General features: G+C 39.4%; 16 protein-coding genes, 2 tRNA genes and 1 rRNA gene. All 19 read right to left on the bottom strand.

Annotated elements, in window-relative coordinates:
* Positions 1-19: 19 nt before the first annotated feature.
* A tRNA-Ala gene (locus FY557_RS11310) sits at positions 20-93 on the bottom strand.
* Between the two features lie 82 nt (positions 94-175).
* Positions 176-249: transfer RNA gene (locus FY557_RS11305), tRNA-Ile, on the bottom strand.
* 232 nt (positions 250-481) lie between these two features.
* Positions 482-1,999, bottom strand: a 16S ribosomal RNA gene (locus FY557_RS11300).
* Positions 2,000-3,241: 1,242 nt separating this feature from the next.
* A complete protein-coding gene (locus FY557_RS11295; protein WP_149247359.1) occupies positions 3,242-3,922 on the bottom strand; it encodes a hypothetical protein in 681 nt (226 codons plus the stop codon).
* Positions 3,923-3,925: 3 nt separating this feature from the next.
* On the bottom strand, positions 3,926-4,792 hold the full coding sequence (rfbD, locus tag FY557_RS11290) for a dTDP-4-dehydrorhamnose reductase (protein ID WP_149247358.1): 867 nt from the start codon (positions 4,790-4,792) through the stop codon (positions 3,926-3,928).
* Entirely contained in the window at positions 4,793-5,278 is a 486-nt protein-coding gene (locus tag FY557_RS11285) for an acyl-CoA thioesterase (RefSeq protein ID WP_149247357.1), read from the bottom strand. It abuts the gene before it with no gap.
* Positions 5,279-5,347: 69 nt separating this feature from the next.
* Positions 5,348-5,851, bottom strand: a complete 504-nt coding sequence (locus FY557_RS11280) for an OmpH family outer membrane protein (protein WP_149247356.1) — start codon at positions 5,849-5,851, stop codon at positions 5,348-5,350.
* Positions 5,852-5,913: 62 nt separating this feature from the next.
* Positions 5,914-6,459 carry an OmpH family outer membrane protein gene (locus tag FY557_RS11275; RefSeq protein ID WP_146940850.1) on the bottom strand — a complete coding sequence of 182 codons (546 nt, stop codon included), beginning with the start codon at positions 6,457-6,459 and terminating at the stop codon, positions 5,914-5,916.
* Between the two features lie 8 nt (positions 6,460-6,467).
* A complete protein-coding gene (gene bamA / locus FY557_RS11270; RefSeq protein ID WP_149247355.1) occupies positions 6,468-9,005 on the bottom strand; it encodes an outer membrane protein assembly factor BamA in 2,538 nt (845 codons plus the stop codon).
* Between the two features lie 28 nt (positions 9,006-9,033).
* Positions 9,034-9,783, bottom strand: coding sequence for an isoprenyl transferase (locus FY557_RS11265; RefSeq protein ID WP_149247354.1), 750 nt, complete (start codon positions 9,781-9,783; stop codon positions 9,034-9,036).
* A 1-nt stretch (position 9,784) separates the two neighbouring features.
* The gene (locus FY557_RS11260; RefSeq protein WP_149247353.1) at positions 9,785-10,678 is read right to left on the bottom strand and encodes a DUF6089 family protein; all 894 of its coding nucleotides are present in this window, start codon (positions 10,676-10,678) and stop codon (positions 9,785-9,787) included.
* 213 nt (positions 10,679-10,891) lie between these two features.
* Positions 10,892-13,387, bottom strand: coding sequence for an exopolysaccharide transport family protein (locus FY557_RS11255; RefSeq protein WP_149247352.1), 2,496 nt, complete (start codon positions 13,385-13,387; stop codon positions 10,892-10,894).
* A 4-nt stretch (positions 13,388-13,391) separates the two neighbouring features.
* Positions 13,392-14,255, bottom strand: coding sequence for a polysaccharide biosynthesis/export family protein (locus tag FY557_RS11250; RefSeq protein WP_410495920.1), 864 nt, complete (start codon positions 14,253-14,255; stop codon positions 13,392-13,394).
* Positions 14,256-14,287: 32 nt separating this feature from the next.
* Positions 14,288-15,415: a glycosyltransferase family 4 protein gene (locus FY557_RS11245; protein WP_149247350.1), complete on the bottom strand. Its 1,128-nt coding sequence runs from the start codon at positions 15,413-15,415 to the stop codon at positions 14,288-14,290.
* A gap of 107 nt (positions 15,416-15,522) precedes the next feature.
* Complete coding sequence (locus FY557_RS11240) at positions 15,523-16,524, bottom strand: glycosyltransferase family 2 protein (RefSeq protein ID WP_149247349.1); 1,002 nt, start codon at positions 16,522-16,524, stop codon at positions 15,523-15,525.
* Positions 16,525-16,527: 3 nt separating this feature from the next.
* Positions 16,528-17,598: a formimidoylglutamase gene (locus FY557_RS11235; protein ID WP_149247348.1), complete on the bottom strand. Its 1,071-nt coding sequence runs from the start codon at positions 17,596-17,598 to the stop codon at positions 16,528-16,530.
* Between the two features lie 130 nt (positions 17,599-17,728).
* Positions 17,729-18,817: a glycoside hydrolase family protein gene (locus FY557_RS11230; RefSeq protein WP_149247347.1), complete on the bottom strand. Its 1,089-nt coding sequence runs from the start codon at positions 18,815-18,817 to the stop codon at positions 17,729-17,731.
* Between the two features lie 510 nt (positions 18,818-19,327).
* Positions 19,328-21,910, bottom strand: coding sequence for a type I DNA topoisomerase (gene topA / locus FY557_RS11225; protein WP_149247346.1), 2,583 nt, complete (start codon positions 21,908-21,910; stop codon positions 19,328-19,330).
* Between the two features lie 50 nt (positions 21,911-21,960).
* Entirely contained in the window at positions 21,961-23,109 is a 1,149-nt protein-coding gene (locus FY557_RS11220; RefSeq protein ID WP_149247345.1) for a hypothetical protein, read from the bottom strand.
* Positions 23,110-23,243 lie beyond the last annotated feature (134 nt).

The raw sequence follows: 23,243 nt of genomic DNA, 5'->3' as shown, positions 1-23,243 counted from the left end.
AACCAGTTTTCCAAAACTGTGGAGAATAAGGGAGTCGAACCCTTGACCTCCTGCGTGCAAGGCAGGCGCTCTAGCCAGCTGAGCTAATTCCCCCTCTAGGTGCTGTAGGCTTTAGGCTATAAGCGTTAGGCTAAATGCCTGCTGCTTGAAGCTTACTGCTTACCGCTTTAATTAGTAGTCTCGGGCAGGCTCGAACTGCCGACCTCTACATTATCAGTGTAGCGCTCTAACCAGCTGAGCTACGAGACTCTGTTAGATTTGAGAGTCCATATTTTAAGATCCGGTATTCTTAATAGACTTATCTATATTCCCCGTCATCTTATGATACTTCGTCTCTTGTCTCTCTATCCCTGTACTAATTTCTAGTGGGTTTTGTATTTTTAATATAAGCAACCAATAAAAAACTAAAGCTTAAACTTTAAAGTAATGAAATAGGTCATAAGACCTTAATTTTGTTTATTCTCGCCTTGGCGAGACTCTAAAATGAGATGTTCCAGCCGCACCTTCCGGTACGGCTACCTTGTTACGACTTAGCCCTAGTTACCTGTTTTACCCTAGGCAGCTCCTTTTACGGTCACCGACTTCAGGTACCCCAGACTTCCATGGCTTGACGGGCGGTGTGTACAAGGCCCGGGAACGTATTCACCGCGCCATGGCTGATGCGCGATTACTAGCGATTCCAGCTTCATAGAGTCGAGTTGCAGACTCCAATCCGAACTGAGACCGGCTTTCGAGATTCGCATCACATCGCTGTGTAGCTGCCCTCTGTACCGGCCATTGTATTACGTGTGTGGCCCAAGGCGTAAGGGCCGTGATGATTTGACGTCATCCCCACCTTCCTCTCTACTTGCGTAGGCAGTCTTACTAGAGTCCTCAACTTAATGGTAGCAACTAGTAACAGGGGTTGCGCTCGTTGCAGGACTTAACCTAACACCTCACGGCACGAGCTGACGACAACCATGCAGCACCTTGAAAATTGCCCGAAGGAAGGTCTATTTCTAAACCGGTCAATTCCCATTTAAGCCTTGGTAAGGTTCCTCGCGTATCATCGAATTAAACCACATAATCCACCGCTTGTGCGGGCCCCCGTCAATTCCTTTGAGTTTCATTCTTGCGAACGTACTCCCCAGGTGGCTAACTTATCACTTTCGCTTAGTCTCTGAAGCGTAAAGCCCCAAAAACGAGTTAGCATCGTTTACGGCGTGGACTACCAGGGTATCTAATCCTGTTCGCTCCCCACGCTTTCGTCCATCAGCGTCAGTTAAGACATAGTGACCTGCCTTCGCAATTGGTGTTCTAAGTAATATCTATGCATTTCACCGCTACACTACTTATTCCAGCCACTTCTACCTTACTCAAGACCTGCAGTATCAATGGCAGTTTCACAGTTAAGCTGTGAGATTTCACCACTGACTTACAGATCCGCCTACGGACCCTTTAAACCCAATAAATCCGGATAACGCTTGCACCCTCCGTATTACCGCGGCTGCTGGCACGGAGTTAGCCGGTGCTTATTCGTACAGTACCTTCAGCTATTTACACGTAAATAGGTTTATCCCTGTACAAAAGAAGTTTACAACCCATAGGGCCGTCGTCCTTCACGCGGGATGGCTGGATCAGGCGCTAACCCATTGTCCAATATTCCTCACTGCTGCCTCCCGTAGGAGTCTGGTCCGTGTCTCAGTACCAGTGTGGGGGATCACCCTCTCAGGCCCCCTAAAGATCATCGACTTGGTGAGCCGTTACCTCACCAACTATCTAATCTTGCGCGTGCCCATCTCTATCCACCGGAGTTTTCAATATCAATCCATGCGAATCAATATATTATGGGGTATTAATCTTCCTTTCGAAAGGCTATCCCCCAGATAAAGGCAGGTTGCACACGTGTTCCGCACCCGTACGCCGCTCTCTCTGTCCCGAAAGACAAATACCGCTCGGCTTGCATGTGTTAGGCCTCCCGCTAGCGTTCATCCTGAGCCAGGATCAAACTCTCCATTGTATGTTTGTCTTTCGCTCACTCAAAGTTTTTTAACGCTTTAGTTTTTCCTTACTTGGTTGTTATATTGTATGTCAATGATCTTCTTAAATCTTTCGCTTTTTAACGAAGCTCTCTTTCTGTCAGTGTTGCTTCGTATTTGCGAGTGCAAAAGTAAAACTTTATTTTTAAATGACCAAATGTTTTTGAAAGAAATTTAAAGTTTTTTTTTCTTAACCTTAACCCTTTCCTAAACCTTCAATCCCTCTACTCCTGCGCTTCCCTTTATCGGGACTGCAAAGATACAAATCTTTTTTAATTCCACAACTCTTTTTAAAAAAAAGTTTTTGAAGCTAATTCCGATTTAAATGCATCCTGCATTATATAAGTATATAAATATTATATAAGCATATAAAGTAGTGTTCTTAAAATCATGTCCGCTTACCTAAAAGCTCTTCTGCGCTACCGAATCCCTTTCGTTTTTCAGTGGGGCAAAGATAGAAACTCTTACCCTTACAATCCAAATATTGTTAACATAATATTCATATAAGTTATCCTTTGTGGGAAAATAACAAAGGTAAAACGCTAACAGGACAGCGGTTAAGAGGAAAATTACACTTATCCACATTAAGGGAAAGCTTCAAGATAAAAGCTGAAGAGAAGTCTGGGAATAAAGCCGGACACAGCTAAAAGGGAGATTCGGATAAGATCAGGTAAAAGTTAAGCTTAAGGCAGAGGCTAAGCGTCACAAGGGAAAAGAGGGTTTTAGAAAGGTTCCGAAGGCGCAAAAGACAAAATTAAAAGCAAAGAGGGCTTGGGTTTGGGACAACTTAGAGGACCACTACGTCATAAGCACGGCACCCCTACAGGGCTTAATGAAATACACAGCTTTAATCCGGGCTCCGCCCGGGGTTATTAAATCATCCGCTTCAGGGCTTTATTCGAAAGAACGCTTTATTTTCTTTCTTTAATATATATCTGATATAAATGACAGGCCTAATAATAAAAGTAAACTTTAGTGGCATGTTCTTCAGAAGGGATACTGCCCTAGCCCGGATCGCCGCGGTTACCCCACAGCTGCAGATGAAAGCATCGGGAAGCCATGGGTCTGGTGAGGGAGCGGATCGGAGAAGGCCGGCGCGAGGAGTAGTAGCAGAGAGCCGGATTAAGCTCCTGAAAAAAAAGGGGTGGGAGAATTTTAGGGTTGGAGGGTTTAATATTGTTTATACGTGCTCAAAAGGATGTACAATAAAAAAAGCAAAGTTTTCACTCTGCTTTTTGTTGATTATAGATGGTGCTCAGAAAGTCGCCATAAGAAGATTCTAGACCGATGATATCGCCGCTTTTCAAATTTAACCCTCCCGTTCCCGTATTGTCGGATCTGATTTTCGCTGCGGAAATCTGAAAATACTGATTCGAGCTGTTGTCTCTGGGCTGTATCTTAATGGTGGAACCCAGAAGTTTTTTGGTAGAAATGGTATAGACTTCTCCGGGAACCGTTTTCAAAACGATATAAGATCGGGGGGAAATCATGTAGTCCTTGCCATTGACTGCAATTTTCTGATCTTTGTCCGAAGAAGCGAAAATATACATATATCCTGTCTGCTCCGCCATTTTGGCTTTCGGTAAAAAATAAAGGCTTAGCCTGTAATTTGAAGGATTAAAATTCTGATTTGTTCCGTTGATTGTTTCGAAAGGTTTTAAGATATAGGTATTGGCGCCTATTTCTTTTGCTTTTTTATAAATCAATGCAAAAACTTCATCGTCGTATTTAGAGAAACCCTGAACTTCTACTTCCCCCAAATATTCAGCATCTTTTGTTTCATGTATTTTATACAGGGACTTATCTGTATTTTCATAGGTTTTTTCAACTTTTGTAAGGTATACATTCTGGGCATTAAAAAGCTGTAGGAGAAAAACGAGAGCTGCTATGAGTATCTTTTTCATTCTTTACTTATTAGATTGAAGAATTTCCACACATTCTTCGAGGCTGTTTTCCCAATGTTTGGGTTCGATTTTATAAACCTGCTCTATTTTATCCAGACACATGGTGCTTCTCTTCGGTCTTTTTGCCGGTGTCGGATATTGCTCGGTCGTTAACTGGTTCAACTTTACATTTGATCCGGAAAATGCTGCAATTTTTTTCGCAAACTCAAACCAGGTAGTTTCAGGATAATTGGAAAAATGGAAGACGCCGTATTTCTTTTCACGGGTTTCGATGATCATCATGATGGCTTCAGCCAGATCATTGGCGTTGGTCGGCTGTCCAAACTGGTCCCCGACAATTCCCAATTCGTCCTTTTGAGCAAAAAGATTCAGCATGGTTTTCACAAAATTCTTGTTGAATTCCGAATACAGCCAGGATGTTCTGAGGATAATTGTTTTCGGATTGATTTCCAGTGCCAGTTCTTCCCCTTTTAATTTGGATTCGCCATAAACGCCAACCGGATTCGTAAAGTCGTCTTCGGAATAGTCTAAATTGGTTTCCCCGTCGAAAACATAATCGGTAGACACATGAATGAACGTAGCATCGTTATCCTTACAGGCCTGCGCCAGGGACCCTACTCCATCCGCATTTACAGCAAATGCTTTTTCCTTTTCTGTTTCAGCAAGATCTACGGCCGTGTAAGCAGAGGCATTGATACAGTAATCCGGCTTGTATTCTGTAAAAAATGCGTTTATCTGATCTTCGTTGGTTATGTCCAGCGTCTGGGAATCGGTAAAAGTGAATTCGTAATCCAACTCAAATTCGGAAGCGATTTTTCTGATGCAGTTTCCCAACTGCCCATTTCCTCCGATAACTAATATTTTCTTCATTTATGAATTTTTTGCGTTTTGTGATCTTAAAAATTTAACTCTCGACTGGAAGTCCTTCTGTTCCAAATCTACATGAAACTTATGGAATGTCCCTTTAATATCTTCAGGATGTACTTCCGACTTTCTGGTTTTTATATTAAAGTAAATTACCGTTACCCACAATACGGCATGAACCGTTTTTTCATCCAGGCTCTTCATCAGGATTTCTACTTTTGCCGTACGGTCCCCGACCTCGATGGTCTTGCTGCTGATAACTACCGAAGTATTGTATCTTACTTCCTTGAGGTAAGCGATTTCATTCTGGATGGCAATCCAGGTACAGCCGGTACGTTTGGTGTATTCTTCATAGGTAAAACCGTAAAATGTTTCCACATGATCTTCTCTGGCATTGAACATATAGTCCAGATATTTCACATTATTTAAATGACCGATCGGATCACAGTCGCTGAATCTGACTTTTACCCTGGTTGATACTTCTTTTTCCATTCTGCAAAAATAAAAAAACCACCCCGATGAGAGATGGTTATTTTATAAATGTTTGTTAATTTCTAAAAATTACTGAACACCAAGTTCTTTTTTTACAGCTGCAGTAGCATCAGGTCCTCCTTTGAAAACAAATGCTGCCGAGTTTGCATCCATGATATAGTCATATCCGTTAGCTTTAGCCACTTTAGAAACTGCATCGTTAAGTTTCTTTTCGATCGGCTCATAGGCTGCATCCTGTTTAGCTACGAAATCTTTCTGCGCTTTGTCATTCATCTGCTGGATTTCTTCCTGCATTTTTGCCAATTCCGCTTCTCTTGCTTTGTTTTCGTCAGCCGTTTTCTTAGGCGCTTCTTCAGTATACTGTTTTACTTTAGCCTGTCCTGCATCTGCCTTCTTTTTGATTTCGGCTTGTTTAGTATCTAAGAAAGCTTTAAGATCAGTATCCGCCTTTTTCTTTTCAGGCATTGCGTTAAGAACACCTATAACATCTAAAGTAGCAATTTTTTGAGCTTTTGCCATACCTACCGATACAACCATCATTACCGCTGCAAATAATACACTTAATTTTTTCATAATGGGTAAATAAATAATTTAATTTGTTTTTTAGATCTGTAAATTTAATAAAAGTTAAACTTTTATTTTCTTGTTTTTGTTTTTTCTTTCGGCTCGCTGTCTTTCAACAGGATGGCCAATACTTTATCTGAATAATCGGATCTTTTCTGAAGGAAAATCACATTGTTGCTTGTTTTGTCCAGCACAATCGCCAACCCGTTCTTTTCAGACATGGTTTTGATGGCTTCCCAGATCTGATCCTGGAACGGCTGTACAAGATTAGCCCTCAGTTTTTTGATTTCTCCGGTAGCGCCGAAACGTAAACTTGTTGTAGTTTTGATGTTTTTATCCAGATCCATCACTTCTTTTTCCCTGAGTTTGAGCTGATCTCCTATTAAAAGTACTTTTTCACTTTCAAAAGCAGATCTTTTACGCTCGTATTCCGCCTGCAGATTCTGAAGTTCCGTCTGCCAGGTATCGATCTGCGCATTAAGTCTCGCTTCTGCTTCTTTGTATTGCGGCATTTTGCCCAATATATATTCGGTATCCACAACGCCCACTTTCTGTGCATTGCTTAACCCGAAAAGCAGGAATAATACGAATGAAAAAACAATTTTAAAATTTTTCATGTTCTGGATTATAATGACTGGTTCATTAAGAAGTGAGTCTTCCATCCGGAAGGTTCAGTTCCTGTAATTGTTTTATCGAATCCATAAGCGAAATCAAATCCAATAAGACCAAATGCTCCCATATATACTCTCACCCCAACACCTACTGATCTTTTTAACTGGAATGGGTTGTAATTCCCCCATGAATTCCAAACGTTCCCTCCTTCAGCAAACGTCAATGCATAAATCTTTGCCGTCTGGTTCAATGAAATCGGGTATCTTAATTCTAACGTAAATCTGTTATAAATCGTACCTCCTCCTGCAGGTGTGATATCTTCGGAAGTTCCTCCGTAAGTAGAAGCATTTTCATATCCTCTCAACGGAATAAGCTCCCTACCGTCATATCGTCCACCGAATAAACCGGTACCCCCTACATAGAATCTTTCAAACGGCGGTGCTCCCAGCTTGGAGTTATAGCCATCCATGAATCCCATTTCGGCAGAAGATCTTAACACCAGCTTACCAATAATCTCATTATAAACATCAGCCTTGAACTTTACTTTATAGAATTCCATCCACTTGTATTTCTCCGTAGGGCTCAATGTGGAATAATCCTTGTTGTTAAATGCAGAGTAAGGCAGAGTAAACTTCACTGAAAGGTCTAAGTTGGATCCTACCGTCGGGAAGATCGGGTCGATCCCGGCTGAGTTTCTGCTTAATCCTAAGTTGATACTTAAGTTGTTGGCGGAACCATAATATTCAGTCGTATTACCAAACTGGAACGGATAATTCTGGAAGTCATACTTCTGGTACTGAAGACCTGTATATAACGAAAAATAATCATCCGGCCATCTTAATAATCTGTTCAAGCCTGCGGAAGCTGAGAAGATATTCAGTTTTTGGGAACTTCCTGAAATATCAGAATATTTTACTCTTGAATTATTTAAACTTACCGAAAGGGAGGTTTGTCTGGTTCCGAACAACCACGGCTCCGTAAATGAAACGCCATAGTTCTGGAAATATTGTCCGGCCTGTGCCTGAAGTGACAAGGTTTGTCCGTCACCCTGAGGAACCGGCTTGAAATCTTTGAACTTCAGGAAGTTTCTCAACGAGAAGTTATTAAAAGTAAGCCCCAATGTTCCGATGAAGCTGTTACCTCCGTAACCTGCCTGCAACTGAACCTGTGAAGATCCTTTTTCCACTAGTTTCCAGTTGATGTCTACCGTGTTATCCTGCTGGTTCGGCTGAATGTCCTGACCCACCTGCTGCGGATCGAAGAACTGCATCCCCGCCAGATCAAAATAGGTTCTCTTGATGTCACTTTTCGCGAAAAGGTTACCCGGCTTCGTTCTTAGTGCTCTCAAGATAACGTGGTCATGCGTTGTGGTATTCCCCTGCCAGGTTACTTTATTCCAGGTTGCTTTTTCCCCTTCATTGATCCGGATTTCAAGGTTTACTTTATCTCCGTCCACCGATTTTTCAACAGGGGTTACATTGGAGAAAAGATAACCGTTGTTCATGTAAATGGACTTGATATCGGAATCATCTTCCTTACCGCCGTCTTCTCCAACTTTCTTGTTGAAACCTACAGCATCGTAAATATCTCCTTTTTTATAACCCAGAAGCCTTTGTAAATAATCGGTAGAATATACGGTATTCCCAGTGAAGGTAACATCACCAATGTAGTATTGCTTCCCTTCATTCAGTTTTACATTGATTTCGTAATTGTTTCTTTTATTTCTCCACACGGAATCTGAAACAATAGCCGCATCCCTATAACCTAGAGAGTTATAGTAATTGATCAGGTTTTGCTTATCTTCCTGGTATTTGTCTTCAATAAATTTCGAAGATTTCAAAATACCGCCGATCCCGAATCTCTTCTGTTTGGTTTCCTTAAAAGCTTTTTTTCTAAGCTTTCTATCGGTCACCATTTTATTTCCTTCGAATTCGATGTGATCGATCTTTACCCTTTTGCCTTTTTCTACCTCAATAGTCCAGTCTACCAGATTAGGATCTCCGGCATTTACTTTTTCCTGAATGGTGATTTTAGCATCGGCATACCCTTTTTTCACGAAGTCTTTAGGGACATTCGTTTTAAGGCTGGAGATCAGGTTTTGTGTAATTTTCGTTCCCGGCTTCAGATTGTTGTCTTTGGCCATCTTTTCATTTTTGGATTTTCCAATCCCTTTTCCGGTGAATTTTACCTCTCCAAGATCTTTAAGGTCCTGAAGGTAAAACCTTAAGATAATGGTCTCCCCTTCAATACTCTGAACATATACTTCAACCTCGGAAAAAGACTGAGTATCCCAGAGTTTTTTTACAGCGTTGCTGATTTTCTGCCCCGGAATGTCTACAGTTTCCCCTTTTGACAAACCTGTAAATCTCAGGATCTGAGCCGGCGTATATTTTTTAACCCCATCTACAACAATGTCTTTCAATGTGTATGTTCCCGCCTGGTTTTCTGCATGCACCGCATTGTTTACACTGGTGCTGTCTTGTGGAGTTACCTGTCCATAAAAATGTGCAGAAGCAACAAACATAATGATGGGTAATAGTCTAAACTTCATTTTATCGTAGTCTTTCTTTTCTTAAATTTTACTGAATTTTTATCTGTTCGCCGGTCATCCCGAATCTTCTTTCTTTGTTTTGATAGTTTACAATACACTGAAAGAAAATGTCTTTTGTGAAGTCCGGCCAGAGAACATCTAAAAACTGCAGCTCTGCATAAGCGATCTGCCAAAGGAGGAAATTGCTGATTCTGATTTCGCCGCTCGTCCGGATCAGGAGATCCACCGGCGGGAGATCTTTTGTATAAAGGTAGCTTTCAAAAAGCTTCTCATCGATATTTTCGTTATCAATTTTTCCTTCTTTCACATCTTCGCTGATGCTTTTTACGGCATTCAGTATTTCGTGCTGCGATCCATAGCTGATCGCCAGTACCAAATTGCCTTTTGTGTTTTCTTTTGTAAGTTCCACCACGCGCAAAAGCTGGTCTTTTACAAGTGGAGGAAGTTTTTCCAGATTCCCGATCACATGCATTTTCAGCCCTTTGCTGAAAATTTCTTCTGCTTCCAGCAACAGGGTTTCCACCAGTAAATTCATTAAAGTATTTACTTCTTCTGCAGGCCGGTTCCAATTTTCCGAAGAAAAGGTATAAAGTGTTAAATACGGAATATGTATTTCATTACATGCATTAATGGCATTCCTTACTGCATCAATGGCATTTCTGTGACCGAAAGTTCTCTCTTCGCCACGGGTTTTTGCCCACCTTCCATTACCATCCATGATGATCGCCACATGTTGCGGCAAATTTTCAGGATCTATTTTATCTTTTATCAACGACATATTAATCACAATAACACGGAGGTCTCCCGAAAGAATAGGTAAGTCCTAAACTTACGGTATTCATCCAATCTTTAGATCGGGTATCTCCGATATTTCTTTGTCCAATAAGGGCAGCTTCTCTTTCTTTAGATACTACATAATAAGCATCAGTCTGAAGAAGGGAACCTCCTGTAACAGGGCTCAGGATATCTCCGTTATACGTTGCTACTACATCTTTACTAAGGACTTTGTTGTAATCCAACTGGTCCGTAAGTGTGTATCTGAAAGTAGCTTCTGCAAAAATAGCCCAGTTATAATTAAATTTATATTTTAAACCCACTCCAAAAGGAAGGTGTGCTGTAGTCTTTTTACCGGTAGAGTATGTCGCGGTAGTGGTAAAATCAAGTTCATTGATCGGAGCCTGTGCCACACCGTCGGCGTCTCTCCTGAAGTCGTTCACAATCGTAGCCTTCGGAGCATCAAACAATAAAGCACCAACCCCACCGAAAATATATGGACTCACCATTCCTTTCTGCTCGTTGTTTACGGGAAAAAAATTATATTCGAAAACCAAGCTCGCTTCATATACATTATTTTTTCCGAATGAATTTCTATTTCTTCTGTAATCCTCTTTTGCGACCTTATCATTAAACTGAACCTGGTTGTATCCAAGATCCAATCGAACGGTCTGATGTGGATTAAAATTAAATCTGTATAAAATCCCACCATAAAACGGAACTCCCCAATCCGATGTTCTGCTTAAATCCAATGGCTTTTGTAAAAGATAATTCGATCTCCCTATATCCCCAACTAGGTTACTCATACCTAGACGAACTCCAAGTTCGTTTCTTTGTGCTTTGACACTTACCACAGTTCCTAGAGCGGCAAGGAAGCTAAACAATAATTTTCTATTCATAAAAGAATATGGATTTATGGTTATTTTAAAATTTAATTTTTGCAAATATAAAACATTTTTATATTAATGATAATCTTAATGTTTAGTTAAAAACAAAGAAAAAAACATAATTTGTTATAAAGTAAACGACAAACCCGGCAAATTATTCTTTTTTTAATAGAATCAAAATTATCAGGATACAGTAAACCCCCATTAAATGAGGGCTTAAATGTATTATTTTTTATTGAATATCGACTGTATTTTATTCCTAATTCTTATTAGTATAGGTTCTTTATAATTTTTATCCTCATCAAAATAACCGTAGCCATAACCATAACCATAGCCGTAACCGTAGCCATAGCCGTAACCCTGTTTGGTATTGTAATCATTATAGACAAGTCCCAAATGGTCGATTTCTCCATTGTGATACCTTTCCGTGATCATTTTCAGCATATATTTTTCAGTATATTCATGACGCACCACATAAATATTGGCATCAGAATGTTTCATCAGTTCATAGGAATCTGCAACCAGACCTACCGGCGGAGAATCGATGATAATGAAATCATATACCTTTTTAAGGTCTTCAATAAACTGAATATTTCTTTCACTCATCAAAAGTTCTGAAGGGTTTGGCGGAATAGGACCTGAAGTCGCAACATCCAGGTTAGGGATTCTTGTTTTATTAATAATCTGGTCCAGTTCTACTTCACCGGTAAGATAATTGGAAATACCGAATTTATTATCAATCTGGAAGTCCCCGAAGATCTTCGGCTTTCTTAAATCCATTCCTAAAAGAATGGTTTTTTTATCACTTAATCCGAGCACTGATGCCAGGTTGATGGATACGTAGGTCTTTCCTTCACCACCAATGGAAGAAGTTACCAGGATAACTTTGCTTCCATCATTTTCTCCGGAAAGAAATCTCACATTTGCCCTGATCCCCCGGAATGCTTCTGAAACGGAAGATTTCGGCTGGTCCATAACCGTAAGCATATTCTCGGTGCTGTTGTTTCCGATTACACCCAGTAAAGGAATTTTGGTTGCGCTGAGCAATTCCCTGATATTTCTGATTTTACTATCCAGCAATTCCCCGATAAGAATAAACAAAAGCGGCAATACCAGGAAACCTCCGATGATAGCTGCTTTTGCAGCCTTTACATTAGGTCCGATCGGTGGCTGCCCCACATTTTTAGCAGGGTCAATTACCGTAATATCGGACTGATTGGCAGCCATTCTCATCTGTGTTTCATTCTGTCTTCCAAGTAAGCTGTTGTAGGTAGCCTCAATCATATTATACCCTCTTTCCGCATCAAGATACCTTCTCTGTTTTTCAGGGTAGGTAGCTAAATCGGAATTAGCTTGGGAAACCTTCTGATTAATTTTATTAATTTCATTATAGTAACCGGAATAATAATTTCTCAGCGCTGCATTGGATGCCATTTTAGCATCATCAATAAGCCTGTTGATTTCTTTCATCGGCTCGGAATTCGGCTTATAGATCTGTGCCAGCTCACGCCTCTTCATATAAAGTGCTTTCAGTTCAGCTACCGAAGCACTGAAAAGTCCATCCTGAAAACCTGCCGCCGTTGTGCTGATCATTTTTTCAAAATTCTGGGCTTCAAGGCTTCTTCTGATTTCATTGAGAGAAGCGATTTTACTGTCAATATCCGCCTTTTTGGCTTCCAGGTCTTTAATTTCAACCAACGATTTCTCATCCCTGTCTTTAATGTCATACAACTTTTCAGTGGTCTTCATATAATTCAGGATATTGGCGCTTGAGTCTAATTTTTTCCTGATATTATCAAGATTCTCCTGCAGATAAACATCTGTGTTTTTATCAACCGTAATTTTATCGGCAAGCCTTTTCTTTTGCAGCTGGCTTACGGACATGTTAAGGAAACTGACGGTACTGTTAAGATTATACCCTTTTTTGGTAATAATCATTATGCTGTTAATTTCTTTATCGAAATCAATCCCGATAGTAGAAACAATATCATTAACCGACTGATTAACCGTACTCAGATCAACAATAATATTTTCCAGCTTTATTTTAGGAACAATAGGATTATGGACCAATCTGAATCTTAAATTCGGTGAAGTATACCACTCTCCTATTTTTATAATTTTGTTAGCAGGCCTGGCATAAGTATTAATCGCTGAAAAGCCTTCCGACTCATAACTGTACAGACTCGTTGACTGACCTTCTTCCGGAAGAATAACCTCATAAGCATTTCCTCCTTTCGGAACCAGTGTGACCGGATAATTCATCTGTTGAAGATGCTTTTTATCGACCTGAAAAATTACCGGGCAATCGTCTTTATCCAGATAGGTTGATTTTATAAGTCCTTTTGTAGAATAGTTTACAAAAAGATCAAGTTCTTTTACCAGAAACTCATTATGTGTTCTGGATAAGAGCATCTTTTTTAAATATACCCCATCCTGATTTCCGCCCTGTCCCCAGATGAAGTTGATAGACTGATTAGGGGTAAAATAACTTGACGTATTGTTTGAAACACTCAGAGATAAATTGGAAGCGTAAATATTCTGCGCATAATATTTGCTGTATACCCATGCGATACTGTATCCGATAAACAGCATTAAAACGAACCAGTACCAGTTTTTCAGAACTCTTCTTAAAAAATGTTCGATATCAAACAATGCGAAAGAACCGTGTTTTTCCTTCTGAGAGTCCACCTTCTCTACCGTAGCGTCTTTTCCTGGAATCATGATATTAAAGGTTTTTTAAAAGTAGGTAAATGGATAGTGCTGTAGTAATTACCGATACTCCAGTGGTTAAAGTCTGAATCGGATCCTTTCCAAGCCCGTTCAAGCTTTTTGCTCTGGTGTTAAGATAGATTTCATCACCGTTCTGTACATAGTAATAAGGGGAGTTCATCACATCTTCCCGGGTAAGGTCGATTCTTGCAGTTTTGATTCCTTCAGGCAGTTTTCTGTGGATCGTGATATTTTTCCGATCAATAGTCCTGTTCAGACCTCCGCTTATTGCCAGAGCTTCAGTAATTGTCAGTGTATTCTTATGCACTATTTTCTCACCGGTAACTCCTGTAGTTTCTATATCCCCCAATACATAAAAGGTAATCCCATTGGTATTTAAACGTACTTCAGATTTACCTTCCTGAAAATTTTCGTTTACTTTATCCTGAATTTCCTTACTTACTTCTTCAATGGTCCGCCCTTCAACTTTTATAAATCCAATACCGAATACATTAATGTCACCATTGGCATCTACTTTTAATCCGTTAAAATAGAAATTGGCATTTCCTCCTCCTGAAGCGCCTGATCCTATGGCACCGATTCCCATATTGGCCATAGCACCACCGCCGCCAGATGCGCCGGAAGTATTCAATGAAGAGTAAAACTGTGCAGCATCCCCTTTAGGAGTAGTAACAATGTTGAGCGTTAAAATATCATTCTTAGTGATCCGGTATACCGGAATGTTGTAGGGAACAAGACCTTCTTCATTAATAACAAGGCTTTCACTCGGCTGCATGTACTTAACATCTTTTGTGGTTATGCAGGATGTCATTATTAAGAGAGGCAGTGTTAAAAATAATATATATTTACAGTTCTTCATCATATTTTTCAATTGTTTGCAAAAGTAAAGATTTAATTGATAGTCTTCTTATTCTTTTTTAAAAGATAAATAAAATCCGGTAAGTAAGCTCCGAGAAAGCCTAGTAAAATAATAATCAGTAATAAAAGATTGATATTGATATGTCTGAAATAATACGCTGTCGCGACGATAAAAAGATAATAGACGATAATATAAAAACTGGATCTTCTGTGGGTGAGATTCAGCTTTAGTAATTTATGATGGATATGGTTTTTATCAGCATCAAAAGGTGATTTCTTATTTACAAGTCTTATAACAATCACATTCAGTGTATCAATAATCGGGAGAATAAGAATTGCAACAGCTACCACAGGCGCAGACTGTAGGTGATATCTTGGAACCCCTGAAATTTCTCTATCGATAAAAATATCAATAAAAGAGATCGAAGTAAAGGCAAGGAGGAATCCCAGCAGCATCGATCCGGTATCTCCCATAAAAATTTTATTGGTCCTGTAATTGGACAGATTGTAATATAAGAACGCCAGAACCGCACCGATAATAATTACCGACAAAACAACCAGCGGATAATTATATTCTCCTAACCGGTAATAACTTATTCCGAAAAGGGCACTGCAGATAACCGAATATCCTCCGGCAAGCCCATCGATTCCATCGATAAGATTAAAAGCATTGATGAGAACAATAAAAGTGATAATACTGAAGAAGATACTTACGAAGTAATCCATCTCGTAAACTCCGAAAATCCCGAAAAGGCTTCTGATCCGTATATCCGATCCTATGACGATTAACGAAGATACCATGATTTGGGCAACTAACTTTTTGTAGGCCCGCATTACTACAATATCATCCATGACCCCGATATACAAAAGAATAATAAGCGATGCGAAGAGAAATTTATACAGATCGAAAAGCTCATAAGCAAAGATCGATGTGCAGATTCCTATGGAATAGAAAATGGCAATACCCCCAAGATTGGGAATTTTCCTGAGATGCGAACTCCTTACTCCCGGTTCATCCATCAGGTTTTTTCTTCTGGAAATTTTGATGATGGTAGGAACAGAATAATATGTAATAAGAAACGAGAACAAAAAACCCAGCCCTATCTTTATATAGAAAATAGGAACACCGGACTGAGCTAAGAACAATTCAAAATTCTCCATTTTTTTTCTGATCAAGCACTTTCTATCTTTTTAACAAAGAAAAGTTTCGTCGACGTTAAAAAACTATTCATCAGATTTTTACCGAAACCCCAGTACTTACATTTGTGTTAAATTAATTTTCTTATCAGTTTTTTCTGACCAGCAAAAAACAACAGATAAAATATCTTTTTTTTCAGGGGCAAAGATAACAGATAATTCTTATCAAAACGACTATACCCCAATATATCTTTTAATTTTATTTTCCGCTCTTTCATGAAGTATTCCAGCTGCCGGGACATTGCCATAAAAGTTTCTTCATTTTTCACGAAAGCCAGGTATGCGAGATAAGAATATACCCCTTCGAAAATCTGAAAATTTTTCAGTTCTTCCAGCCGGTCCGCATATCTTGACTCCTTAAAAAATGCCTCTACATCTTGTACGGCTTTTAAAATATCAAGTCCTTTTTCCGTATGGGTTTTTGTAATGGAATCGGTGCGTTCGAGATATTGGTAATGGAAATTCTGGGTCTGGGCAATCGTTTTACACTCCAGTAAAAGCTGCGGAATCAGCTGGATATCTTCAAAATGTGCTTGCTTCTTAAACCGCTTTTCTCTAAAAAGCTCTTTCTTAAACAACTTATTGCAGGCAAAATAACTCAGATCCGAAAATATGGATAAGTTTTTCTCAAGATCAATTTTTTCCGGCATATTGGGAATCTGTGTCAGCTTCTGAGTGATTTTTCCGTGCTCATCGACTTTCTGGATATTGCAGATCACCATTTTTGCCTGATGTTTTTCTGCCAGGCCCACCATTTCTTCAAACATAGCCGGATTCACATAATCGTCACTGTCCACAAAACCAATATAATCTCCGGCAGCCCTGTCGATCCCGAAATTCCGGGCGTCGCTTAATCCACCGTTTTCCTTAGCAAAGGGTTTTATTTTCTCCGGATATTTTTGTGCATATTCCTGAATAATATTTTCGGAATCATCCGTACTTCCATCATTCACGACCAGAATCTCAATATCCTGATAGGTTTGGCTGATTAATGACTCAAGACATTTGGGAAGGTATTTTTCAACATTATACACCGGGACAATGACCGAAATTTTAAAAAGGGGGTTTGCCATATCTTACATTTTCGTCAGACGCGCATTCAACCAGCCCTTTTTAGCTTCTTCGAAATCTTTCCTCGAACAAGGAATGCAGTTCTCTATATTTTCATCATCGCCGAAATACCAAAGGTTGCTGAAGGTATCGCGTTTAAAAGCGTACTGCCGGTCATCCACCAGCACATAAAACATTTCATAATGCCTCTCTTTAGGATGGGATTGCTGAATATTGATTCCCTCGATAAGATACCAGATCATCTGGGCAAGGAGCTGGTGGTTCAGCTGATTTTCTGAATAAATATTATAATTGAAAATACCGACGGATTTTAAATTTTCACTCAATCCGATCTCTTTCATATAGGCACAGACTTCCCTCCTGTTCAGGCCGTTGACCTGTGGATTCATGGAAAATGGCTCACTGAAGCTTTCGATAGCGTCACAATTTACTGTTACCAGATCTGCTTTCCGGAAGAAAGGTTCGGTTTTTTCCGTAGAATTCATCATTTCAGCCAGACGGATGATATCGAACTCCACTTCTCTAATCAGTCTTACAGAATCTGCTTCATTCAGATGCTTCTGATAGCCCAGATGATGATAATTCTTAATGGAAAAATCCTTAGCTCCGAAAATTTTACTTAAAAAAGTATGTTCATTAATGGTTTCACCCTGCTTTAATGAAATAATATTGCTGATCTGCGTATAATTGATGCTTTTTGTAAATAAATTCAATGCTGAAAAAAGCGAGAATGAAAAATCATTGGAACCGCCTATAATTACAGGGATTGCCCGTTTATGATGACACGCTGACAAAACTTCCTGCAGAATATAATGGGAATCCTGAACCGACTTTCCTGAAACCAGGTCACCCAAATCAATAATGGGAATTTCAAAGTCCAGCTGCGACAATTTATAAAATTCTTTCCTGATTCCTGTAAAGTCCTGAACTTCCGCATCCCCATCCGCGCCCCGGTAATCGGAAACAAAAAGAAGTACAATGCTGTCTTCCTTAATCTCCTTTGTAATCCCGGCACCGATCTGCCAGCTTTCCGTTCTGAAATTTCTTGGTGCAATAATAAAATCTTCAAAATTCATGCTCTGTTTACCATCTTAATTGGAATCAAAAGTATTAAAATTAAATTATTTACCAATCATAAAAAAACCATTAGCAGTGTTGTTAACGGCTTTCTATTATTATTTTTAATATTATTTCGCTTTATCAAACTTAAACAGGTCCATTTAAAATCTCAAAAACAAAAGTCGTAGACGTTTCAAATTCACCACCCTGCGTTGCGCCAAACAAAAATTTCGGAGTTTCTCCGTCTTTGTCCAGCAAAAGCATTGGCCGTTCCAGTCTTCCGAAGCGATTTAAATATTTTGGAGGTGCCGGCTCATCAATATAACTTTTCATATTAACATAAGCAACTTCCGGTTTTGTCCAATGAATTCCGTCTTGTGTTGTTAAATGTAAACCAAATTCATGATTAAAAAATCCCATGTCCCGTGCAACCAGATGGAATTTTCTCTTTTGCTTCCAGACAAAAGCATCTTCTAATTGAACATTATTCGGCAATTCAGAAAAATCGATCACCGGATTTTCTGAAACTTTTTTGTAAGGGCCTGCTGGAGAATCTGATTTTGCCAGACCATATTTTCTATTTCCGCGGATTGGCCCCTTTTGGGTTTCATATTCTTTGGTATTCCAGGATTTATAGAAAAGCCAGTATTTTCCGTCATTTCCCTTTACAAAAGCGGGATTTGTTGTGCAATGATCATCCCAAGAGCCTTCTTTTCCGGGAAGAAGCAACGGCGCCTCGGGTCTTTCCCATTCTCCATGAATGCTTTTCGAAGTTGCCAATCCTATTCTTTTTGTATTGGTTTTTCCATTAGAAGTTCCCATGAAAAAAAGCAGGTATTCTTTTCCTACTTTTTTAATTAGAGGATTGTGACAAGTTGTTGCGTCCCAAAAACCTTCACCTCTCGGAGCCAAAACAACCTGTTTATGTTCAAACTGATCAAATGGAGAATTGGCTTCTGCACGGCAAATTTCAGAACCATTAAGCCAGCCTCCCATTCCTTTTTCTTTTTTCCATCGGGAATAAAAAAGATGAACTTTCCCGTCTTCACCCCAAATCGGAGAGCTGCACCAAATATAATACCCTTCTAAAGCCAAAGATCTTCCAATCGGTTTCAAATTGAAATAAGGTTTTTCGCCTGACGCAAATAAACCTGTAAATGATGATCCGAAAAATACAGCTGCAATTCCTAAAGCTGAAGCTTGTAGAAATTCTTTGCGGGTGAAGGGTTTTTCCATAGCTTTTATTTGAAAGCTAATTTAGAAGAAACGCATGTAAGCAGTGTCCTGCAGTTTAGGGTTTCTGTATTAATCCTGTAGATTAAGTATTTTTTAAATTGATCTTATCGCAGTTTCAGAATTTGGCAATCAGCTGTAAACAAATTTTGTCTAAATGCAAATCTATCAGCTTACTGACAAGTAATAGCAAAAAATCTTATCAATTGAGTTAATAGTTCTTAGACATAAAATGAAGTCCGATTCAGAGAAATATTTTAAAAAACTTTCTTCGAGAATTTAAATATTCATCAATTTTACAGAGCAGAGGTTATAAAAAATCCTTGACAGTAATAGATTCATTAAAGAAGATGAAAAATACTTTACACAATTATCCTAAAGAAAAAACTTAAAAATAGAAATTTTAAAAAGGGCTCCTGACTTTATAAAATCATAAAGCACAATACAAAATCCGGGCACTTCAGAGAGCGACAAAAAAAAGCACAGACCTTTGGTCTGTGCTTTTATATTAAACTACTTCTTTTTTGCAGCAGGTTTTTTCGCTGTTGTAGCTGTTTTCTTGGCAGCAGTTGCCTTTTTCGGAGCAGCAGCTTTCTTGGCAGCCGGTTTTTTCTTTTCGGCAAATGCTTTCGGATCCTGGTCGGTGATCCATTTCTTCACCTCATCCAGAGAAACCTCTTTCAGTTCGTCAGCTTCATATTTGGTATCATCCGCTTTTTTCGGAATTTTAAACATGGCTTTTCCGAATTTTACAAACGGGCCCCATCTTCCGTTTTCGATGGAAATTTTTTCTTTTTCCCACTGCTGGATATAGCGGTTGGCTTCTTTTTCAAGTTTAGCATCAATCAGTTCATTGATATCGCTTTGGGAAAGGTTTTCGAAATCATACCGTTTCGGAACGTTTACAAAAATATCTTTGTATTTGATGAACGGCCCGAATCTCCCCGATCCCTTGGTTACAGGATCTCCTTTGTAAGTAGCAATCGGTGCATCGGCGATTTTCTTTTCATTGATGATTTCTTCCGCCCGCTTCTGGTCCACCGAAAGCGGATCTTCCCCTTTCGGAATGCTGATGAACGTTTCGCCCCATTTCACATAAGGTCCGAATCTTCCGACCCCTACGGAAACAGGCTGGCCATCCACCTCTTTCAGGTCAAAAGGAAGCCTGAACAGCTCCAGTGCTTCTTCAAAGGTAATAGTGGCAATGTTTTGCCCTGCCATTAAGGAGGCGAAAATCGGCTTTTCCTCATCTTCCGTCTCACCGATCTGGATCATCGCTCCGAACCTGCCGATTCTGGCATGAACATTCTTCCCGGTCTTAGGATCGACCCCTAATAAACGGTCTCCGGTTGCCCGGTCTGCATTCTCTTCCACATCTTCAATTCTCGGGTGGAATTTGGAGTAGAAATCCGTCATCATCTGCTTCCATTTCTGGTCGCCGTTGGCAATTTCGTCGAAGCTTTCTTCTACTCTTGCCGTAAAGCCGTAATCCAGGATTTCCTTAAAATTATCCGTAAGAAAATCACTTACGACTTCCCCTGTATCTGTAGGAACAAATTTATTTTTATCCCCTCCGAATTTCTCTTCAAGGATTTCTTTTTTAACAGCGTCTTTGGCCAGGGAAATTTTCACTACCTCTCTTGTCTGAGGCTCAATTTCCCTTTTATCCACATATTCACGGTTCTGGATGGTCTGGATGGTCGGCGCATACGTAGACGGACGCCCGATTCCCAGTTCTTCCAGTTTTTTCACCAATCCGGCTTCCGTATACCGTGCACCGGGCCTTGTGAATTTTTCGGTTGCCGTAATCTTTTTATAATCTAAAATTTCTCCGACTTTTACTTTAGGAAGCAGTTTTTCGTTGTTTTCCTCATCATCGTCTTCGGCTTTTACAATCCCGTATGCTTTTAAGAAACCGTCAAAAATAATAACTTCTCCCTGCGCTTCAAAATGCTGGGGAAGTTTATCATTGCCGATTTCAATAACGGTTTTCTCAATTTTGGCGTTGGCCATCTGCGAAGCTAAAGTCCTTCTGTAAATTAACTGATACAGCCTGTTCAGCTGAGCGTCACCAATGCTTTTTACAGCAAAATCCGTAGGACGTATGGCTTCGTGGGCTTCCTGTGCGGAAGCAGACTTCGTTGTATAATTTCTCGGTGCGGAATATTCTGCGCCGTATTCTGAAACAATTTGTTTTTTGGCTCCTTCAATAGCTTCCTGGGAAAGATTTACCGAGTCGGTCCTCATATAAGTAATGTATCCTTCTTCATACAGCCTTTGGGCAAGACGCATCGTGTTGGTTACATTATATCCTAATCTGGAAGAGGCTTCCTGCTGTAAAGTTGAGGTGGTGAAAGGAGCAGATGCCGAACGCGTTCCCGGTCTGGTTTCAACATTTAATACTTTGAATTCGGCCGTTCTCGACTGTTCCAGGAATTTTTCAGCTTCTTCTTCCCTGTTGAAATCTTTCTTCAGTTTTGCGGAAATTTCCTGTCCGGCTTTGTTTAAGAAAATACCATCCAGTTTAAAACTGGCTTTCGGCACAAACTCCCGGATTTCTTTTTCTCTTTCAACAATTAACCGTACAGCTACCGACTGTACCCTGCCTGCGGATAATCCCGGCTTCACTTTTTTCCAAAGCACCGGAGACATTTCGAAACCTACGATCCGGTCCAGTACCCTTCGGGCCTGCTGGGCATTGACTAGATTCTGGTCAATATCTCTCGGATTTTCTATTGATTTTAGAATGGCATTTTTGGTAATTTCGTGAAATACGATTCTTTTTCTGTTTTCCGGCTTCAGCTTCAGTTCTTCCGCAAGATGCCAGGCAATGGCTTCTCCTTCGCGGTCTTCATCGGAAGCCAGCCATACCATATCGGCCTTTTTTACAGCGGATTTCAGTTCTGTTACCAATTTCTTTTTGTCGGCAGAAACTTCGTAATCCGGACTAAAAGTCGACAGGTCAATTCCCATTCCTTTCTTAGGAAGATCCCGGATATGTCCGAAACTGGATTTTACTTCAAAATCCTTCCCTAAATACTTCTGAATAGTCTTTGCTTTTGCCGGTGACTCAACGATTACTAAATTTTTCGACATTCTAAAATTTTTGCAAAAGTAAAGTTTTTTTATCAGATAGCTTTTTCGAATCACATTTTATTTAGCAATTCTACCGGTGCAATAAATATCCTGTACAGAATTCCCTCGAAAGTAAAGCCTTTTCCTGACATCTCTACCCGATACATCAAAGAGAAAATAATGATGAATAGAGTAATATAGAATTTCCGGTTTACTCTAATTTTCTCAAATGCAAAAACCGAATGCCCGTTCCTTAATAACAGGGCAAAAAGTACAATTATAAGTATCATATGAATATACATCCATCTTCCCCAGTCGATAGCCAGATAAAATAAAGGAAGGGAAAATAAAAAAGCTCCGATTAATAATATAGATAAAATCTTTCGGTCCTTTAGAAATTTTAAATAATAACCGATATGAAGAAAACTAATTGCAAAGCTGATAAAATAAAGAATATATTCGCTGCTATGTTGCCTTATGTATTCTCTCTCATTAATATTCCAGTAGAAAATTCCGTAAGTCGGGTGTACGCCTCTTTCTGCCAGAATCTGCAGTGACATTCCTTCATTAACGTTTTTTCCGAACAGTAGGATGGATGCGGTAGGAATACCGACTGCCAGAAAATATTTAATATACTTCTTATATTCGAATATCCCTGTTTTCAGATATAAGGCAATAGCAAAATAAGGAACATAGAACAAAACAACTTCATGAAGAAAAGTAGTAATGAAAAGCGCCAGACAAAAAAGGTATTCCTTATTTTTTGAAAGCTTATTATGATCCAGCAGATAAACAAATCCTGTAAAAAGCAGGAAAACAATAAATTCTTTTTTACCAACATACGTTACCGTATTGAGAAGTCCCACAAAACCGATTGATGATAAGAGAAGGGATAAATAAAGAAGATCGGTTATTTTATAACGGATAAGTTTTATATAAAACAAAAAAAAGCAGGAAATAACAGTGAACTGGGCGAAATATACCAGACTGTTTAAACTTAATCCGGTAAGATCCTGCAGTAAAAAGAAAAAACTTCCGGATAAACCTCTTCGTTTAAAACCCCCATCCTGATAATTAATCAGCCAGTCGGCCAGGATGTATCCATCGTCTTTAAAGTTGTAGTAATAAGTAAAAACCAGCGTATAAACAGCCGTCACTAGAATTAAAAAATAAATGAAAATTTTAATATTAAAATATTGTACGACTTTATCTGGCCTCATAATGTGTTTTGAAATTGGAACAAAAAAAAGAGAAACAGAACAGCTTTGTGTTGTTTTCATCATCTTTAATAGTCAAAAATAATGAATTTAACTTAATTGCCGTTTTATTTCTCTTCAGAGATGTATTGAATCTT

Source organism: Chryseobacterium sp. SN22, from assembly GCF_008329705.1.
Taxonomy (GTDB): Bacteria; Bacteroidota; Bacteroidia; order Flavobacteriales; family Weeksellaceae; genus Chryseobacterium.
The sequence above is the reverse complement of the archived record's forward strand: the minus strand, read 5'-3'. Positions and strand labels throughout refer to the sequence as shown.

Excerpts from the sequence above, each read along its gene's own strand:
- rfbD (WP_149247358.1), bottom strand. The coding sequence starts at position 4,792 with ATGAAGAAAATATTAGTTATCGGAGGAAATGGGCAGTTGGGAAACTGC.
- FY557_RS11230 (WP_149247347.1), bottom strand. The coding sequence starts at position 18,817 with ATGGAAAAACCCTTCACCCGCAAAGAATTTCTACAAGCTTCAGCTTTA.
- FY557_RS11255 (WP_149247352.1), bottom strand. The coding sequence starts at position 13,387 with ATGATTCCAGGAAAAGACGCTACGGTAGAGAAGGTGGACTCTCAGAAG.
- FY557_RS11240 (WP_149247349.1), bottom strand. The coding sequence starts at position 16,524 with ATGGCAAACCCCCTTTTTAAAATTTCGGTCATTGTCCCGGTGTATAAT.
- FY557_RS11220 (WP_149247345.1), bottom strand. The coding sequence starts at position 23,109 with ATGAGGCCAGATAAAGTCGTACAATATTTTAATATTAAAATTTTCATT.
- FY557_RS11295 (WP_149247359.1), bottom strand. The coding sequence starts at position 3,922 with ATGAAAAAGATACTCATAGCAGCTCTCGTTTTTCTCCTACAGCTTTTT.
- FY557_RS11285 (WP_149247357.1), bottom strand. The coding sequence starts at position 5,278 with ATGGAAAAAGAAGTATCAACCAGGGTAAAAGTCAGATTCAGCGACTGT.
- FY557_RS11235 (WP_149247348.1), bottom strand. The coding sequence starts at position 17,598 with ATGAATTTTGAAGATTTTATTATTGCACCAAGAAATTTCAGAACGGAA.
- FY557_RS11245 (WP_149247350.1), bottom strand. The coding sequence starts at position 15,415 with ATGGAGAATTTTGAATTGTTCTTAGCTCAGTCCGGTGTTCCTATTTTC.
- bamA (WP_149247355.1), bottom strand. The coding sequence starts at position 9,005 with ATGAAGTTTAGACTATTACCCATCATTATGTTTGTTGCTTCTGCACAT.
- FY557_RS11275 (WP_146940850.1), bottom strand. The coding sequence starts at position 6,459 with ATGAAAAATTTTAAAATTGTTTTTTCATTCGTATTATTCCTGCTTTTC.
- FY557_RS11250 (WP_410495920.1), bottom strand. The coding sequence starts at position 14,255 with ATGAAGAACTGTAAATATATATTATTTTTAACACTGCCTCTCTTAATA.
- FY557_RS11265 (WP_149247354.1), bottom strand. The coding sequence starts at position 9,783 with ATGTCGTTGATAAAAGATAAAATAGATCCTGAAAATTTGCCGCAACAT.
- FY557_RS11280 (WP_149247356.1), bottom strand. The coding sequence starts at position 5,851 with ATGAAAAAATTAAGTGTATTATTTGCAGCGGTAATGATGGTTGTATCG.
- FY557_RS11260 (WP_149247353.1), bottom strand. The coding sequence starts at position 10,678 with ATGAATAGAAAATTATTGTTTAGCTTCCTTGCCGCTCTAGGAACTGTG.
- topA (WP_149247346.1), bottom strand. The coding sequence starts at position 21,910 with ATGTCGAAAAATTTAGTAATCGTTGAGTCACCGGCAAAAGCAAAGACT.